Source organism: Quadrisphaera sp. RL12-1S, from assembly GCF_014270065.1.
Lineage (GTDB): Bacteria > Actinomycetota > Actinomycetes > Actinomycetales > Quadrisphaeraceae > Quadrisphaera.
The window spans coordinates 73,179-91,270 of the sequence record NZ_JACNME010000002.1 but is presented as its reverse complement, the minus strand read 5'-3'; the positions used below and the strand labels follow the sequence as shown (position 1 = coordinate 91,270).

The following is an 18,092-nucleotide window of genomic DNA, read 5'->3' as shown; positions in this document are numbered from 1 at the left end:
GTCGGCGCCGCCCGGACGTCAGCGGGAGGGCTTGGCCTCGCTCGACCACTGCGCACCGCACGCACGGCACGCCGTGTCGACCCACGGCCGCGGCGGAGGCGGGTACGGCATGAAGCAGCCGCCCCACACGGCGTCGCCGCGCTCGACCTCGGCCCGCGCCTGCGCGTTCGGGTACCCGAGCACCAGCCGCACACCCTCCCGCTCCCCGCAGCCGGGGCACAGCAGCGGCCTGGTCATCACGCCATGGTGCCTCGCGGGCGCCGGCGCTGCCAGGCTGGTCCGGTGACCGACGCGGACGCCGGGGAGCGGCGGGTGCGGATGCGCGACGGAGTGGAGCTGTGGACGTCGTCGTCCTGGGTGACCGACGGGGACGACGACGAGGGGCCGCCGGCGCTCGTGCTGGTGCACGGAGGTCCGGGCCTGTGGGACTACCTCGAGCCGGTGGCGGCGTGCGTGGCCGACTCGCTGACCACCCACCGGTACGACCAGCGCGGCTGCGGACGCTCCGAGCCCAGCGACGTGCAGTCGATCGCGCGAGCGGTCGCCGACCTAGAGGAGCTGCGGGAGGCCTTCGGCCACGAGCGGTGGGCGGTCTTCGGGCACTCCTTCGGGGCGACGATCGCCGCGCGGTACGCCGCAGCGCACCCGGACCGCGTCGGCGCCCTGGTGTGGTGCGCGGGGACGGGACCGGACTGGCCGTCGCAGCGCGCGCAAGCCGGGGCCGCGATGGCGAGCCGGCTGACCGCAGCTGAGATGGAGGAGCACAAGCAGATTGAGGAGCTCGGGCAGCGCGGGCGGACGTGGGCGCAGGAGGTGCGGTGGCGCACGCTGCAGTGGCTGCCCGACCACCCCGCCCCTGCGACATCCGCGACGGTGGCGGCGGTGGAGTCCTTCGCTGCCACTCCCCTGCCGGTCAACGAGCACGCGAACCGCGCGATGGCGGCCGAGGAGTTCGGGCGCGACCCCGGCGAGGCGCTGGCGGAGCTGACGGGGATCAACGTGCCGGTGCTCCTCATCCGCGGCGCGGAGGACCCGCGGCCCGCGACGGGGACGCTCGCGGTGGCCGCAGCACTGCCGCGCGCCGAGCTGGCGGTCGTGGAGAGGGCAGGTCACCTGCCGTGGGAAGACCAGCCGGCAGAGTTCGAGATGCTGGTGACGGGGTTCCTGCGGACTCACACCTGACGACACGCTCGGACGGCTGTGTCGAGATCGCCGTGGTGCAGGGGCTCGCCGGCGAGCTTGAGCACTGTCGGCCAGGCCAGCGAGGCACAGCCCTGCGCCCTGACGGCCTCCCCGCTCAACACGGCGAACTGCCACTGGTCGAGGTCGAGCGCGTCGTAGGCGCGAGGGTCGATCTCGGTGTGGAGGCAGAAGACGTACACCTGCGCGTGGTGGGTGGCCACGTCCGCTCGGCCGGCGCCGTCCGTCCAGATGCGGCTGCGCAGACCCCCGAAGCGCGGCACCGCAGCTCGGCGCTGCGGCCACGCCTGCAGCCGTGCTGCGCTCTTGACCTCGATCGTCGTCCCGTCGAGGGCTGTCACGTCGTGCTCAGCCCACTCCTCCCGCACACCGCGACCTCCGACTGCGCACTGCACGAGGAACTCGGCCAGCAGACCACGCGTGGTGTTGCTGCGCAGGTCGCCCATGGCGAACCGCCAGAAGTCGCCGACTCCGGCATCCACACCGAGGAACCGCTCCGACCCGGTCAGCGGGCGCTCCTCGGCCGCCGGCACGACGGGCGGGATCCAGGTCGGCGCGAGCTCGGTCACCCCAGCACCATCGGCAGCCTCGTGGGACGGCTCGATCGCGCGAGCGAGTGCACCAGCGCGGCATCGGCGTGATCGACGTCCTGGTCTCCTGACGGGGACCGCCTGGACGCACCACCGACCCGACACAGCTCCAGCGAGGCCGCCGCGACCGGGACGGCCTCGTGTGGCGCTACGAGCGGTCCGCGTCAGCGGCCTGACGGGACGGGGACCGGCACGAGCCGACCTGCGTTCGACGTCCACGCCTCGGCCACGTGCACCTGCCAGCGGACGTCGTCCGCGAGCGCGGCGCGGCTGGCAGCCGCGTACGGCCCCATGACGTCCGTGCCTGCGGGCAACGCCTCGCCCTTGCGGTCGGCCAGCACGTAGTCGATGACCACGCGCTCGACACGCGCCACGCCGAAGGCCTCCAGCAGGAGCCGCGTGTTCGCCTCGACCCAGATGAGGTGATCGAGGCCCTGCAGGACGAGCATCGGGTCGCTGCCGGGCGTCGTCTCGATGACGTGCAGCGTCCCGTCGTCGTCGAGCGCCACCAGGTCGATGAAGCCGGTCCCCCCGGCGGGGCGGTACGTCGGCACCTCGCGCAGCACCGACCGTCCGACCTCGCGCTCCACGAGCGGCATCACCTGCGGCAGCAGCGCGGGCAGAGCGCTGGAGAACCAGTGCTCCGCGCGCTGCTCGCTCTCCTTGGCCACCGCCCGGCCGGCGCAGGCCTCCCGCACCTCCTCGAGGATCGCCCTCGCGAACTCGTCCGAGAGCGCCCCGGGCCGGATCGCGTGCCGGCCCTCGTGGCTGAGGCGCCGGTCGGTGGAGTGGACGCCGGTGCGGACCACCGTCTCGTCGGTGGACGCCATCACCGACAGCACCCGCAGACCGCGGTAGGTCCACGTGCGCGACGCGCTGCGCGGCGTCGGGACCAGCGGCAGGTCGGTCAGCTCGTCGACGGCGCGGGCCAGGGCGGCGGCGACGTCCTCGGCGTGGTCGTGCGGCAGGGGCTTGACCTGCCCGCGCAGCACCGTCGACGCCTCCCGGACCGCCACCTGCGCCTCTTCACGGGTCAGCGGCCGGCACGGGTGGGCACCGTCCACGGGCCCGTACGTCCAGACCGACACGCGCCCGGGCCGCAGGTAGGCGGCTCGCACCCGCGACGCCCGGACCGGGCTGCTGCCTCCCCCCGCCTCCTCGGGGAAGGCGAGCGCCAAGGGCACCCCCACCGCCTCGGAGTGGTGCAGCCCGTACGCCAGCGCCTGCTCCGCCTGGTTCCAGGCCAGCCCCGGCTGGACGACGACGACGAGCGCCGCCGGCGCCAGGTAGAACCGCGCCCAGCTCGGCAGCCTCACGGGTCCGGTGCCCGGCTCCGGGCGGAACACCTGCACGTCGTCAGCGATCGCGCGGGCCACGCCCGTCGGGTCGATCGGCTCGTTCCAGGGCATCGGCGCGTCTCCGGGTGTCGGGCGGGCAGGCGGCTGGTCGCACGCTCACCCGACGGATCGGCACTCCCGCCGCCCCACCTTGATCCACCTCACCCGGGACGTCGCTGCGCCGGTGGGCCGTCCGTGCTGCGCCTCCTAGACCACGACAGGACGACGACGGGACGTCCCACCCGAAGGTGGACCAGCGCAGAGGATGCTGAGGCGCAGCCGCTTCCGGAGGCGCGAGGTGGCGAGGCACGAGCGGAGGAGGGCCTGTGCAGCTCAGCGATATGCAGCTCGACCGGGCCCAGGGGGTGCTCCTGGGCCAGGCGGTCGGTGACGCCCTGGGCGTTCCCTACGAGTTCGTCCCGCAGGAGCGGCTGCCGCACCTCGGTGACGCCACCGGAGGCCGCGCCGAGATGCTCGGCGGTGGGCTCGGCGACTACGCCCCCGGCGAGTACAGCGACGACACGCAGATGGCCGTGATCATCGCTGAGGTGTCCTCGCGCGGGCTCGACCTCACCTCCGCCGAGGCGCTCGACGAGATCGCCGATGGGTTCATCGCCTGGGCCGCGGACGGCCCGGCTGACATCGGCATCCAGACGGCGAAGGTGCTCGGCGCAACGTCGCCCGGCCCCGGCTCTGCCGGGCGCCTCCGCGGTTCCTGCGCCGCACTCGCCGCCGCTGGTGAGCGCACTGGCGGCAACGGAGCCCTCATGCGCACGGGCGTCGTCGGGCTGACGCGACTGCACGACCGCGAGGCCACCGCCCGCGCCGCGCGAGCCGTGGCCGAGCTGACGCACGCCGACCCGGACGCCGGCGACTCGTGCGTGCTGTGGAGCGAGGCGGTGCGGATCGCCGTGCTGGACGGGCGCCTCGACGTCGAGAGCGGCCTCGACCTCCTCCCTCCGGATCGCCGACAGCTCTGGGGACGCCGCCTTGCTTCAGCTGCCCGCGGCGAGCGCGACCCGGCTGCGAGCAACGGGTGGACCGTCGCCGCGCTCCAGGACGCGTGGACGGCGATCACCTCCACGCCGCAGCACCACCTCGAGCCGGCGCTGCACGCCGCGGTCCGCACGGGGAACGACACGGACACCGTCGCGGCGATCGCGGGAGCGCTCCTCGGCGCTCGCTGGGGCGCCGGCCTGGTCCCGCCCGACTGGCGCCGCCTCGTCCACGGCATCGGCGGCCGCCGTGCCGCTGACCTGAAGCGGCTCGCCCGGGACACCGCAGCGTCGGGCTGGACTGGGTAGACGGGAACTGGCTCAGCGGGAGCGTCCGTGGTCCGATCGACGGGTTCGTCGAAACGCCGCCCAACTCGAGGTTCGCTCCCGTCGCCCTCGCATCTGCTCGCGATCAGGTAAGGCATCACGTTGTTCTTCGGCCAGCTGCCTCGGTGAGCACGACTTACCTTGGGGTAAAGAATCCCTCTTGTGAGTGCGCACGCGGCGTGATCGCCATCCGTTCCCCATTCGTCAGCTGGTCGCCCCGATCCTCAGGAAATCACCCTCACCAAAGGACTGCCACCGTGTGAAGTCTCGCTCTTCGATCAGAACGACCCGTCTGCTGGTCGCGATAGCACGCGCCTCCTTGGTGAAGGACGAGGTGGTGACAAAGACAGCAATGGTGGCTCTATGCTCGTCGTAGCACATTCCGACGAACTGCTGCATCTCCCGGCTTGTGACCTTGTGTCCGAAGTATCGCTTGCACTGGACCACCATCTTGTGGCCGTTCCGAGTTGCGATGACATCGGCGCCCCGATCATTTGCGCCTCCGACGACAGCGGCGTTGAACCATCCGTCGCGGCGCAGAAGACGAGCAACTTGCTCTTCAAACTGTTTCGGCGACAAGCTTTTCGTGTACCCAAAGTCCTGGTCCATCTGCATCTGGCGTTCATATCGGGCCTGCACCAGCGCACGAGCTGCACGGCGCTTACGACTTCTTCGCCTGAGTGCGAGGACAATCAAGGCGAGCAAGACGCAGATGATGGGCCATCTGAAGATCCCAGCGCTGTCCCACACGGCCGACAAGAAGGCGAAGATGACGCTGAGGACAGCGCCCGCGACAACCATCAAAACCGCGGCCGCTCCGAGGACATCAGAAGCGGTCGTCTTCTTGCGGCGGCGTCGGGACACCTTTGCTCCTCACGTGGCTCTGCATGCATCGTTTCCGGGACGGGACGTGCAGCCGGGGAACGACACGCATCATCCGCGCCTCAGGCGCTGGCCGCCGACGCCGCATGCACGACGTCCGCGGGCATCCGCCGACGCAGCTCCCATGTGACAGCCATCGGCCTCTCCCCGCGGTGCTCGCCGTACGTCGCCGTCCCGAGGCAGAGGAACGGCGGCGTCCCCATCTCCCCCTTCGGCGCTTCTCGCGTGAACAGGACCACGTGCGACCCGGCCGCCTCGTGCTCCACGTACCGCCGCCCCGTCGGTGACTCCGGCGACGTCGCGTTCTGGCTCTCCCAGTGGAACAGCCGCGGCGAGAGCGCGTAGTCGCGGTACATCGTGGTCGGGGTGAAGGCGCGCTCGTCCTTGCGGAGGTTCACGAGCAGCGCGTCCACCGCGGTCCTCTCGCACCAGGCCACCCCGCTGACGTGACCGGCGGTCGACCGCTTCTCGTCGGCGTAGTCGAGACCCGCAAGCAGCTCGTCACGCCGGTACGTGGCGTGGCTGAGCACCGGCAGGTGCGCCAACGCCGGGCTGAGCGGCTTCGGTGCGTGCCGCGCCCGCTCCACCGCACCGGCCATCAGTTGCTGGACCTCCGCCACCACCGCGGGGTGGGCCCGGAGGTGGGCGAAGCCCTCCTCGTACGACCTGAATCCACCGCGGTTCGGCCACAGCGTGAAGAACAACATCCGCGCGAGCCGCTGCTCGCGATCGCTCAGGTCCTCGTAGGGCACTGCCCCCGGGGTGAGGAAGCGGGCGTAGGCACGGGCGCGCTCGTCGTCGTCGACGTGCACTAGAGCCGCCACGCGCTTCAACAGCGCGGCCTCCCCCGTACCGCCTTCCGGCGTCGGCAGACCCGCAGCGCGCAGCAGCGCGGTCCAGCTGCCGTAGGTTCCGCGATCGCGGTAGACGTCGGCGACCTCACGACCGCTCTCGTCGAGGTACTCCTGCAGCGTCGGCACCCGACCGCCCGAGGCGTAGCTGCGGACGTCGGCCAGCAGCTCCTCCTTGGCCATCCTCAGGGAAGAGCGCACGTTGGACAGCACGATCTTCTGGCTCACAGCGTCGAGCACCAGCTGCGACCCGGGCGGCAGGTACGGGAAGCCCTGCTCGAGCTGAGCCTCCAGCTGCGACCGCGTCGCGCCGGTCAGCGCGCGGTACCTCACGTCGAAGCGGTACTCAGCGCGGTGCTGCCCGATGAAGTCGAGCACCGTCAGCACCGCCTTGTTCGGCGCGCGTCGCAGCCCGCGCCCGAGCTGCTGCAGGAAGACCGTCGCCGACTGCGTGGGACGCAGGAGCATGATCGTGTCGACGTCAGGGACGTCGAGGCCCTCGTTGAAGAGGTCAACGGCGAACAGACACCGCACATCCCCGGCCGCCAGCGCTCGGAACGCCTGCTCGCGCTCGTGCGCTGGTGTGCCGCCGTGGACGGCGAGCGCGGGGATGCCGTCCTCGCTGAAGCGCCGCGCCATGTACTGCGCGTGCGCCACGGACACGCAGAAGCCGAGCGCGCGCATGCTGTCGACGTCGGTGACCCGATCCCGCAAGGTGCTGAGCACGATGCGGGTGCGGGCGTCGTTTCCCGTGTAGACGTCGGACAGGCCGTTGAGGTCGTACCCCGCCCGCCGCCCGTAGTCGACGCGCGTGAGGTTCGTGCCGTCGTGCACGCCGAAGTAGTGGAACGGGCACAGCAGGTCCGCCTCGAGCGCCGTCCACAGCCGCAGCTCGAAGGCCGTGCGCCCGTCGAAGAAGCTGCGGACGTCGACGCCGTCACCGCGCTCCGGCGTCGCCGTGAGCCCCAGCAGCTCGGCGGGACGCAGGTGGTCGAGCAGCCGCCGGTAGCTCGACGCGTCAGCGTGGTGGAACTCGTCGACGACGACGACGTCGAACCGATCGGGGTCGAGCAGCGCGAGGCGTTGGGCGGTGAGCGACTGGACGCTGGCGAACACGTGCCGCCACTGCTCGGCCTTGTACTCGCCGACGTGCAGCTCGCCGAAGGAGCCGTCCTTGAGCACCTCGCGGTAGGTGCGCAGCGACTGCTCGAGGATCTCCTTGCGGTGAGCGACGAACAGCAGCCGCGGCTCGCCGCGGCGCTCCGCCGCCCACTGCTCACGGATCCGGCGGAAGTCGAGCGCGGCGACCACGGTCTTGCCCGTGCCTGTGGCCGCGACGACGAGGTTGCGGTGCCGGTCGTGGACGGTCCGCTCGACGTCCAGCGCTTCGAGGATCTCCACCTGGTGAGGACGCGCCTGCACGTCGAGCCCGGAGACGGGGACGACGAGCGTGGTGCGCGGCCCGCCGCCCTGCTCGACGAGCGCGCGGTCGAGCAGGGCGGCGTCGCGGTCGGGGTCGTAGTCGAGGAACCCGGCGTCGTTCCAGTACGTGTCGAAGGTCGCCTCGAACTTGCGCACCAGCGTGGGCGTGGCGACCGAGGAGATGCGGACGTTCCACTCCAGCCCGTCGACCAGCGCCGACTTCGACAGGTTCGAGCTGCCGACGTAGCCGGTGTCGAATCCCGACCCGCGGCGGAACAGCCACGCCTTGGCGTGCAGCTTGGTGCTCTGCGTCTCGTAACGGACCTTCACCTGCGCGCCGTAGCGGCGGACCAGCACGTCGAGGGCCTTGCGCTCGGTGGCACCGCAGTAGGTGGTGGTGATGACCCGCAGCGGGCGTCCGCGCTCCGCAAGCTCCTTGAGGGAGTCCTCGAGCACCCGGATGCCGTGCCAGCGGACGAACGCGCACAGCAGGTCGACGTCGTCAGCGCTGGCCATCTCGGCGCGCAGCTCGGCGCCGAGGTTGGGTTCGCCGTGGCTGTTGGTGAGCAGGGCGACGTCGGACAGCGGCGTCACGGGTCGGTGGTGGGGCCAGCCCTCCCCCAGCCCGGCGAGGCGCAGGGCCAGGAGCTGCTCGATCTGGCTGACGTGGTCGTCCTCAGGCGCTCCGACGAGGTCGAGGACGCGATTCACGAGATTGGCGCGCTGCTCGGGCCTGGCGCTCGCCAGGGCTCGCTGGACGGCAACGGCGACGTGGCGGGTGAGGACGTCGGGGGCGGCGGCGTCGGGAACGGTGCCGTGCTCCGCGACGAGGTCGGAGGCCTCGAGCGCCTGGTGCAGCCGCTGGGTGAGGAGGGCCTCGTAGGCACCGGGCGGGGTTACAGCGGTCACGCTGCGAGTTTGTCACGGCGCACGGAAGTGATGCCGAAGGATCCATTTGCAGTCAGGCCAGGCCTCCTCGACGAGAAGAAAACAACCATTGAGGCGACAACTTTCCGGCAATCTCTTAACCGACAAATACGCACCTAGAGAGATCCTTACCGCCACAGGATCACAAATTCCAATACATGGTTGTCCATGAGTTTGCGTGTCAAGCGCAGAAGCCTACACACCCTCGCATTACCCATAGCTTCCTAGTACTGATAAGCTAATTTCGTGCCAAGCGAGCAGCAGACCTCCAATAAGTTCGGTCGCCTATCTGACCTCGGGAACGAGGCAACAGTCGAGACTTTCTTTGTGGCCCGCCTTCTTCAAGACCTTGGCTACGAAGATTCTGAGATCAAGCCCAAGATGTCCATGAGAGAATTGTCTATCAATCGGGGGAGATCCCAGGAACGGTGGCGCCCGGACTTTGGAGTAGCGCCATCCGGCACTCTGCGATGGATTATCGAGGCTAAGGGTACCGAGGAAAGCATCGACGATTGGACCGGTCAAGCAGCTAGCTACTGCTTCGAATTCAACAGGACCGCGCGTGCAGGTGCCGCCACAGTCGACTACTTTCTTTTGACCAATGGCGTCGAATCCCGCCTTTATCGGTGGGACAGTGACACTCCGCTGGTCACAACGGCCTGGCACGATTTCGCCGATGGCAATGCAAACTATCTAGCCTTGCGTGAAATTGTAGCAAAGAACAACATGCGTCGAACGCGAGGCATCATTGAGGCCCAGCCCTCAGAGACGTTTCAGCTACAGAAGTTGTCAGTAGCGGAACTAAATACACATTTTGCCTGGATTCATCGAACAATCTACAAGCGTGAAAACTTAAGCTATACCGCTGCATTTATGGAGTTCGTTAAGGTTATCTTCCTGAAACTGTGGTCGGACCGACAGGTCATAGCGTCGCCCGCAGCCAGGAGGCTTGCCAACGGCTCACTATCAGTGCCTGCTAGCGAAGTCTATTTTTCGAGGCAGTGGATCGAATCACGAGAGCAAGAAACCGCCAACCCGCTCGACGCGATTCTTTTCAAGGGGCGTATAGAGGCCTTCGAGCTCGAGATTGCCAACAACAGTAAACGACGCATCTTCGCACCAAGTGAGCGAATTAACCTCTCAGCCGAAACTCTAAAGGCCATCACTGGCCGCCTCGAGCACATCGACCTCCATAGCATTGACGAAGATTTGAACGGCCGAATGTTCGAAACATTCCTGAACTCAACTTTGCGCGGCAAGGACCTTGGTCAGTACTTCACGCCTCGCAGCATCGTGAAACTCGCCACTGGGATCGCAGATCTTCATGCGGATCAGCACAGGGTGGACCGGGTAATCGACGCATGCTGCGGAACGGGGGGGTTTTTGATCGAAGCACTCTCGGTCCTGCAGCAGAAGATTGACCAAAATGCATCTCTAAGTAACATCGAAAAGGAACAGCTCAAGCGCAAAGTTGCTAATGAATCCTTGATCGGAGTCGATATCGCTCGAGATCCTGCTCTGGCTCGGATCGCCCGTATTAACATGTATCTGCACGGAGATGGCGGAAGTAAGATTTTTCAACTTGACGCCTTGGATAAAAGCGTTCGTAGGCAAGAGACCGATGACGTAGAGTTGGTGCAGGAGAAGGCCGCCTTTAAACAGCTCGTCAGCAACAGTTTGAACGAGCACACTGGCGGACCGCGCGCGGGCGTTGCTGACGTTGCACTAACCAATCCCCCATTTGCCAAAGAGTACAATCGCAAGCAGATGTCGGACAATGAACTCCTGGATAGCTATGAACTTGCTTTTAATAGTGAAGGCGGTGGGCGGGCACCTATCCAGGCCGTTTCATCGATGCATCTCTTCTTTGAACGGTACTACGAACTACTCGCTCCACGGGGTCGCCTGATCTCGGTAGTTGACGATGGAATCTTAGGCGGCCCGAGCCACTCTCGACTTCGCTCATGGCTCCGTTCACATTTCATTATCGAAGCTGTCATCTCGCTTCCCGGAGATGCATTCCAGCGCTCTCAAGCTCGCGTCAAGACTTCCCTCCTAGTGCTTCGCAAGAAGTCTGAAGAGAGTGAGGAGCAGCCTGACGTCTTCATGTACTACTGCTCGTCAGTGGGTGTCGATGACTCGCCACGCCAACGCGTTCTTCCTATTGATGCGGTTAATAGAGAGAACGCCGACGCTGAGGTAGCCTCGGTGATCGACCTCTTCCGTAAATTCAAAACAGGCGCCCTTGCGAACCGGGATTGGGTCGTCCCAGCCAGCGCGATATCTGAACGCATGGACGTGAAGGCAGTAATGCCGCAACTTCGGCATAGGGAGATTGGATGGACCGCAGCTGGCCTACCTGGGATTCGCCTAGGTGATTATGTGGAGAATGTGTTGGCACTCGCAGATGCGGCTGCAAGACCGGTCAACTTCGATGAAGCCGGAACTGATGAAGTCACTTATTTGCGCGTCTCGTACGACGGATTCTGCGAGGCGGCCGAAACGGTATCGATTGGCGACTTGCCACGAGGAAGGTATACCTGGGTCAGGGCTGGCGATATTGCAATTAGTCACATCAATGCCATTCACGGAGCGGTTGGGATAGTCCCGGAGCACTTGGATGGCACTATTGTCACTAGCGAGTATACTCTAATTCGAAGTTCCTCAGACATACACACGTATGTGCTCTGGGCCATGCTGAGATCTTCTGAGGCACGAGCCGACATGTTACTTCGATCTACAGGAATAGGACGTACCCGGGTCAATTGGTCGACTTTGAGCGAGATGCTTCTTCCCCGCCCCCCGGAGGCGGTGGCTCATGAGATTATTGCCTCTTTGTCTTTGGCTGACGAGGCCGAAGCTCAAGCTGCCCGACAGCGCAGGAGCGCTTTGGACGCTGTTTCGCAAGGGCTCTTTCTTGAGACGCCACTCTCGGAGACCATAATTTCCGCTTTCAAGCCACCACGCTGACCCTTTCACAGGTGAACGCTGGGCCTTGTTCGGCCCGGTTGAGCCGTGTCCCAGCCTCTGGACCCAGGTCGTCCGCCGCGTGGCGGACGACCTGGGCTAAGCGTCAAGCATTGCCCGCGCCATCCGGGCGATCTCCCGCGTCGCCGGTGAAAGCACTGCACCGCGGCGGCTGACCAGTGCCACCGTGTCGTAGAGCGGGTCCGCGAACGGCACCACGTGCAGCCCCTCGGGGAACACCGCCGACTGCGTCACCGCCCTCGCCACGAACGTGTCCCCCAGCCCGCGGGCCACGAGCCGGAGCGCCGTCTCGACGTGCTCCACCTCGATGCTCGCCTCCAGCGACAGCCCCGCCAGCTGTGCCCTCTCGGCCAGCTGGCGGCGCGTGGGGTCGCGCCAGCCGTAGTGCGCGTCGTAGAGCACCAGCCGCGCCGCAGCCACGTCAGCGATCGACACCGCCTCCCGCAGCCGCGACGCATCAGCCGACACCCACAGCACCTCGTCGCGCAGCAGCGGCACCACGTCCAGCCCGTCGTCGTCGACGGGCAGCACAGCAAGACCCGCCTCGAGCTCGCCGGAGACCACGGAGGCCGCCACCTCCACCGAGTTCTGGCCGATGAACCTCGCCCGCACCGCGGGGTAGCGGGTGTGGAACTGCTCCACCAGACCGGCCAGCGCGTAGTGGTCGGCGTTGCGCAGCAGCCCGAACGACGCCGTCCCACCCCCCAGCGCCCCGAGCGCCGCCACCGCACGCGCGCCAGCGTCGGCGGCCGTTACGGCCTGCTCCGCGTAGGGCGCCAGCTCACGACCCGCCGCCGTCACCACCAGTCGGCGGGCCCCGCGGACGAACAGCTCACCGCCGGACTCCTCCTCCAGCCGACGCACCAGCTCCGACACCGACGCCTGCGTCATCCCGAGCTCCCGGGCCGCGCCCGTGAAGCTCCCCGTCTTGAGCGAAGCGAGGAACGCCCGCAGCTGCACCAACGTCACGCCGCTCAGTATCCACAAGGAAACCCTGCGCTTCGCACAAGACGTCGCCCTCTTGTCCTGGTGATGCGCGTCTCCCTACCGTCGCTGACGTGCTCTCCACGCCCGCCGTCCTCACCTCCCTCGCCGGCCGCTTCACCACCCTGAAGGCCCCCGCCGTCGACGCCCCGCCCGCCCAGCACGACCCCGCCGTCGCCAGCCGCGTCCGCCAGATGCTGCTCGACATCGAGGCCGGCGGCATGGACGCCGTGCTCAAGCACGCCGCGGAGCTGGACCGCTGGGACGGCCGCGACGTCGAGCTCTCCCCCGCCGACATCGCCAAGTCCGCCGACGCCCTCCCGCGAGACCTCCGCGAGGCCATCGAGCTCGGCGCCCGCCGCACCCAGGCCTTCGCGAAGGTCCAGCGAAACCACCTCGTCGACGTCGAGACCGAGCTCGAGCCGGGCCTCGTCGTCGGCCACCGCTACATCCCCGTCGGCCGCGTCGGCGCCTACCTGCCCGCCGGCCGCTTCCCGCTGACTGCGAGCGCGTTCATGACGGTCGGCGTCGCGAAGGCCGCCGGCGTGGGCGACGTCGTCGCCTGCACCCCGCCCCAGCCCGACGGGCGCGCCAACCCCGCGGTCGTCTACGCCGCGCACGTGTCCGGCGTCGACAGGGTCTTCGTGCTCGGCGGCGTGCAGGCGCTCGCCGCGATGGCCTTCGGCCTGGTCGGTGACGGCCCGGTCGACATGCTGGTCGGTGCGGGCAACGCCTACGTGGCCGAGGCCAAGCGGCAGCTGTTCGGTCGGGTGGCCATCGACCTGCCCGCCGGCCCCAGCGAGGTCGCGGTGATCGCTGACGAGACCGCCGACCCGGTGCTCGTCGCCGCGGACCTGCTCGGCCAGGCCGAGCACGGCCCCACCTCCCCCGCCGCGCTGGTCACCACCTCCCACGCGCTGGGCGTCGCCGTCGTCGCGGAGGTCGAGAAGCAGCTCGCCACCCTGGCCACCCGCGACATCGCCGGCCCCGCCTGGCGCGACTTCGGCTCGGTGCTCGTCGCCGATGACCGCGAGACCGCCGCCACCCTCATGGACGACCTCGCCCCCGAGCACCTCGAGGTCCAGACCGCCGACGACGACTGGTACCACGCCCGGCTCCGCAACTACGGCTCCCTCTTCCTCGGGGAGGCGTCCACCGTCGCCTACTCCGACAAGGGCATGGCCGGCACCAACCACGTGCTCCCCACCGCCGGCGGCGCCAAGCACAGCGCGGGCCTGTCGGTCTCGCGCTTCCTCAAGCCGCTGACCTACCAGCGCGTGACCCAGGAGGCGACGCCGCTGCTGGCCACGGCCGTGCAGGTCATCTCCGACTCCGAGGGCATGGCCGCCCACAGCGCCACCGCCACGCTCCGCACCGCCCGCTGGTCCGCCTGACCCTCTGCCACCTCGAGCCACCAGGAGCGACATGAGCACCACCGCACCCTCGACGACGACGGGAGGCGGCCTCAAGCGCGAGCTCAAGGTCGCCGACGCCGCCGCCTTCTCCGTCGGCCTCATCGGCCCCGTCGGCGTCATGGCCCTGCTGGGCGCCGGCGCCGCCGGCATCCTCGGCCCGGGCGCGACGTGGGCGTTCGTCTTCGCGCTCGTCGCCGTCTCGCTGGTGGCGTACGGCTTCGTGAAGCTGTCGCGCCACATCTCCCACACCGGCTCGGTGTACGCGCTGGTCGGCATCACGCTCGGCCCGCGCTCGGGCTTCGTCGCCGGGTGGGCGCTGTTCTTCGCCTACGTCACCATCGGCGCCGGCTCCGGCATGGAGATCGGCTTCTTCCTCGACCAGCTGCTCGACAGGCTCGGGGCCGGGTTCAGCGTCGACTACGCGCTGGTCTTCGTCGTCGCCCTGGCCGTCGTGCTGGTGCTGGCCCGGCGCGAGGTGCACGTCATCACGCGCTCCCTGCTGTACGCCGAGCTCATCGGCGCGGCGCTCGTGACGCTGCTGAGCGTCGTCATCCTCGTGCGCCTGGGCACGGGCACCGCGCCGGGCGGGCGCAGCCTGAACGCCGACTTCCTCAGTCTCCCGTCCGGCACGGGCGTCGCGACCATCGCCGCCGCCGCGGTGTTCGGCTTCCTCGCGTTCGCGGGCTTCGAGGGTGCCGCGGCGCTCGGTGAGGAGACGCAGGACCCCAAGCGCGACATCCCCCGCGCCCTCAAGATCGCCATCGTGGTGGTCGGGGCGTTCTACCTGCTCTCGATCGTCGCGCAGTCCCTCGGCTACGGCACCGACGAGGCCGGCACCCAGGCCTTCTCCTCCGCCGGTGCGCCTTACCTCGACCTGGGCACCGCCTACGTCGGCGCGTGGCTGGGCGACCTGCTCACCGTCGCCGCGATCGTCAGCCTCTTCGCCATCTTCCTCGGCACCGTCTCCGCGGCCGCGCGCATCCTGTTCGCCCTGGCGCGCGACACCGGCAGCCAGCGCGGCATCGCCCGCCTGTCCCCCACCGGCGCGCCGTCGACGGCGCTGGTGGTCGCCGGGGTGCTGACGCTCCTCGTCGTCGTCATCGAGCGGCTGACCGTCACCTCCGGTGCGCTCAACGCCACCTACTACGCCCTCACCATCGGGACCATCGCGCTGCTCGTCGCGTACGTGCTGGCGACGGCCGGCGCCATCCGCTTCCTGTTCTTCCGCGGTGCGGCCAAGGCGCCGCGGTGGCAGGTGGTGGTGCCGGTGCTCGGCCTGGCGCTGGTCATCTACACGATCTACCGCAACGCCGTGGGCCTCGAGGCGCCGTACTCGTGGTTCCCGTGGGTGGTGCTCGCCTGGCTCGTGCTCGGCGTGGCGATCTCCTTCGCGCCGGGGCTCGCCGGGCGCGTGCGGGCGAGCCTGGAGCGGTCGCAGTCATGAGCTCGACGACGACGACGCGGGTGGCGGCGTGCCAGCTGGCGCCGACCGTCGGCGACCTCCCTGCCAATGCTGAGGTGTCGGCGACGGCGGTGCGGACGGCGATCAGCGCGGGCGCGGACGTCGTCGTCCTGCCGGAGCTGGTGACGTCGGGCTACGTGTTCTCCTCCCCCGAGGAGGCGCGGGGCGTGGCGGTGACGCCCGAGCACGGCGTCTTCGCGGCCTGGGCCGCGGCGTGCACCGCCCGTGACGGGGCCGTGGTGGTCGGCGGGTTCTGCGAGCTCGGCGACGACGGCCTGCTCTACAACTCAGCCGCGGTGGTCGACGCCAGCGGCGTGCGCGCGGTGTACCGCAAGGCGCACCTGTGGGACCGGGAGAAGCTGGTCTTCACCCCCGGCTCCTCGGCGCCGCCCGTGGTGGACACCGCGCACGGGCGCATCGCCGTGATGGTCTGCTACGACCTCGAGTTCCCCGAGTGGACCCGGACCGCCGCGCTCCCTACAGCCGAGCGGCCCGGGGCGGACCTCATCGCCGTACCGACCAACTGGCCGCTCGTGCCGCGCCCCGCGGGCGAGCGGGTGCCGGAGGTGGTCATCGCCATGGCGGCGGCACGGGTCAACCACGTGGCCATCGCGTGCGCCGACCGGTCCGGCACCGAGCGCGGCGTGGACTGGAACGAGGGCACGAGCATCGTCAGCGCCGACGGCTGGGTGGTGTCCGAGGTGGGCGCCGGGACGGGCGTGGCGTGGGCCGACCTCGACCTGGCGGCGTCGCGGGACAAGCGGCTGACGGAGCACGCCCACCTCCTGGACGACCGCCGCCCCGAGCTGTACGGGGCCGTGGTCTAGGGCCGTGGTCTAGGGCGGGGTGACGGCGCGGTCTCGGCGCACGGCTCCGGGAAGTGGCCCCTTGGGCGTGACTGATCGGTCACACCCAAGGGGCGCATCTGCGGAGCCTCACGAACAAGCGGCACGCCGCTGTCATCCCAGGAGGGGTCACGACACGCACCTCACGGTCCCGCGAGCAGCGCCAGGGGTGACCTTGGCTGGAGGACGTGTCCTGGACCGCCACCTCACGACGGCTGACCGCGCTCTGCGCCGCAGCCACCATCGGCCTGCTCGGCCTCGGGACGACGACGGCGGCTGCTGCCGCTCCGTCGGTGAACCGGGTCCAGGGCGACGACCGCTACGCCACCGCAGCCGCCGTCTCGAGGGCCCTCGTGCCGACCGCCGTCTCGGGGCAGGTCGTCTACATCGCCTCGGGTGAGAACTTCCCCGACGCCCTGGCCACCGGCCCGGCCACGCAGCAGCACGCCTCACCGGCGCCGCTCCTGCTGGTCCCGAGGTCGGGGGCCCTACCCGCGTCCGTCACCGCGGAGCTCGACCGCCTCAAGCCCGCCGACATCCGTGTCGTCGGTGGCGGCGGTGCCGTCACCGACGACGTCGTCCAGCAGCTGCGGAACTGGGACGACAGCCCCAGCCGCATCTCCGGCTCGACCCGCTACGGCACGGCGGCCGCCATCACCGCCGCGGCCGGCGTCAGGACCGGAGGCACCGTCTACCTGGCGACCGGGCTGAACTACCCCGACGCGCTGGCCGCCTCCGCCGTCGCCACCCGCTCCCGCAGCGCCCTGCTGCTCACCCCGCAGGACTCGCTGCCGCTCGAGACGAGCAACGCCCTCAAGGACCTCGCTCCGACCCGGGTGGTGGTCCTCGGGTCGAGCGGGGTCGTGTCCGACGGCGTCGTCGGCCAGGTCAAGGCGGCCGTGCCCGGCGCGGGCGTCGACCGCGTCGGCGGCAGCGACCGCTACGCGACGGCGGCTCTCGTCTCCCAGCTCGGCTTCCCTGGCACCGCGGACGGCGCGTTCGTGGCCACCGGCGCCAACTTCCCCGACGCGCTGGCCGCGGGACCGCTGGCCGCCTCGAAGGGCCAGCCGCTGCTGCTCGCCCGGGACTCATGCGCGCCCGCGGCCACCACCGCGGAGTTCGCGCGACTCAAGGGCTCCAGCGTCACGGTGCTCGGTGGTACGCGGGCGGTGTCCGACGCCGCGGCGAGCATGAGCGTCTGCGCCTCGGCTCCGCCGCCGGCCGCCCCCGCGGGCAAGACGTACGGCGGCGGCTCGCTGCTGGTCGGCAAGGACATCCCCGCGGGCACGTACATCTCGACGAAGAACGACAGCTGCTACTGGGAGCGCGCCTCGAACGCGTCCGGCAAGACCGACGCCATCCTCGCCAACGACATCACCAGCGGTCAGTCGATCGTGACGATCCTGCCCACAGACGTCGTCTTCAAGAGCAGCCGGTGCAGCGCCTGGAGCGCCGTCGACACCACGCCGCGTCCGCAGACGTCCATCGGCGAGGGTGATTGGCTCGTCAACATCCACGTCGCGCCGGGTACGTACCAGTCCAGGAGCAACGACTCCTGCTACTGGCAGCGCAGCAGCGCCGCCACGGGCGGCAGCGACACGATCATCGCCAACGACATCGTCGAGAAGGGCGCCACCGCGACCGTCGAAATCAGCGCTGACGACGTCATGTTCACGTCGAGCCGCTGCGGCACCTGGTCCAAGGTCGGCTGACGACGGGTGTGACCGCGGCGCCCTGACATCGCGGGGACAGCCGCCGGTGGTCTGGATGATGGCGGCTCCGGGAAGTGGCCCCTTGGGAGTGATCATCCGATCACCCCCAAGGGGCCACTTCTCGGAGCCGGCTGACCGGCTCGCCGTCACGGCTG

13 protein-coding genes are annotated in these 18,092 nt (G+C 69.2%); 7 read left to right on the top strand and 6 right to left on the bottom strand.

The window, feature by feature from the left end:
- Positions 1-18 precede the first annotated feature (18 nt).
- Positions 19-237, bottom strand: coding sequence for a hypothetical protein (locus H7K62_RS03920; protein ID WP_186716642.1), 219 nt, complete (start codon positions 235-237; stop codon positions 19-21).
- A gap of 45 nt (positions 238-282) precedes the next feature.
- Here H7K62_RS03920 and H7K62_RS03915 point away from each other — a divergent pair, with 45 nt between their 5' ends.
- On the top strand, positions 283-1,182 hold the full coding sequence (locus H7K62_RS03915) for an alpha/beta fold hydrolase (protein ID WP_186716641.1): 900 nt from the start codon (positions 283-285) through the stop codon (positions 1,180-1,182).
- Here the strand turns inward: H7K62_RS03915 and H7K62_RS03910 are convergent.
- Positions 1,173-1,769: a hypothetical protein gene (locus H7K62_RS03910; RefSeq protein WP_186716640.1), complete on the bottom strand. Its 597-nt coding sequence runs from the start codon at positions 1,767-1,769 to the stop codon at positions 1,173-1,175. The genes H7K62_RS03915 and H7K62_RS03910 overlap by 10 nt on opposite strands.
- 185 nt (positions 1,770-1,954) lie before the next feature.
- Positions 1,955-3,199 (bottom strand): hypothetical protein, encoded by a 1,245-nt coding sequence (locus H7K62_RS03905; protein WP_186716639.1) that lies wholly within the window; start codon positions 3,197-3,199, stop codon positions 1,955-1,957.
- Positions 3,200-3,453: 254 nt separating this feature from the next.
- On the opposite strand from H7K62_RS03905, the gene H7K62_RS03900 reads away from it, so the two are divergent.
- Positions 3,454-4,431 (top strand): ADP-ribosylglycohydrolase family protein, encoded by a 978-nt coding sequence (locus H7K62_RS03900; RefSeq protein WP_370591603.1) that lies wholly within the window; start codon positions 3,454-3,456, stop codon positions 4,429-4,431.
- 222 nt (positions 4,432-4,653) lie between these two features.
- Here the strand turns inward: H7K62_RS03900 and H7K62_RS23510 are convergent, their stop codons facing one another.
- Together H7K62_RS23510 and H7K62_RS03890 are read right to left on the bottom strand one after the other, a co-directional pair.
- Positions 4,654-5,313 (bottom strand): restriction endonuclease, encoded by a 660-nt coding sequence (locus H7K62_RS23510; RefSeq protein WP_186716638.1) that lies wholly within the window; start codon positions 5,311-5,313, stop codon positions 4,654-4,656.
- 80 nt (positions 5,314-5,393) lie between these two features.
- A complete protein-coding gene (locus H7K62_RS03890) occupies positions 5,394-8,513 on the bottom strand; it encodes a DUF3427 domain-containing protein (RefSeq protein WP_186716637.1) in 3,120 nt (1,039 codons plus the stop codon).
- A 264-nt stretch (positions 8,514-8,777) separates the two neighbouring features.
- On the opposite strand from H7K62_RS03890, the gene H7K62_RS03885 reads away from it, so the two are divergent.
- Entirely contained in the window at positions 8,778-11,501 is a 2,724-nt protein-coding gene (locus H7K62_RS03885) for an N-6 DNA methylase (protein ID WP_186716636.1), read from the top strand.
- A 96-nt stretch (positions 11,502-11,597) separates the two neighbouring features.
- Here H7K62_RS03885 and H7K62_RS03880 read toward each other — a convergent pair whose 3' ends face one another.
- The gene (locus H7K62_RS03880) at positions 11,598-12,488 is read right to left on the bottom strand and encodes a LysR family transcriptional regulator (protein WP_186716635.1); all 891 of its coding nucleotides are present in this window, start codon (positions 12,486-12,488) and stop codon (positions 11,598-11,600) included.
- Between the two features lie 89 nt (positions 12,489-12,577).
- On the opposite strand from H7K62_RS03880, the gene hisD reads away from it, so the two are divergent.
- From hisD to H7K62_RS03860, 4 genes are all read left to right on the top strand, one after another.
- Positions 12,578-13,897: a histidinol dehydrogenase gene (gene hisD / locus H7K62_RS03875; protein ID WP_186716634.1), complete on the top strand. Its 1,320-nt coding sequence runs from the start codon at positions 12,578-12,580 to the stop codon at positions 13,895-13,897.
- 31 nt (positions 13,898-13,928) lie between these two features.
- Positions 13,929-15,362 carry an APC family permease gene (locus H7K62_RS03870; RefSeq protein ID WP_186716633.1) on the top strand — a complete coding sequence of 478 codons (1,434 nt, stop codon included), beginning with the start codon at positions 13,929-13,931 and terminating at the stop codon, positions 15,360-15,362.
- Positions 15,359-16,207, top strand: a complete 849-nt coding sequence (locus tag H7K62_RS03865; protein WP_186716632.1) for a nitrilase-related carbon-nitrogen hydrolase — start codon at positions 15,359-15,361, stop codon at positions 16,205-16,207. Before H7K62_RS03870 ends, H7K62_RS03865 begins: the two co-directional genes overlap by 4 nt.
- 206 nt (positions 16,208-16,413) lie before the next feature.
- Entirely contained in the window at positions 16,414-17,937 is a 1,524-nt protein-coding gene (locus H7K62_RS03860) for a cell wall-binding repeat-containing protein (protein WP_186716631.1), read from the top strand.
- The last annotated feature ends 155 nt before the right edge of the window (positions 17,938-18,092 follow it).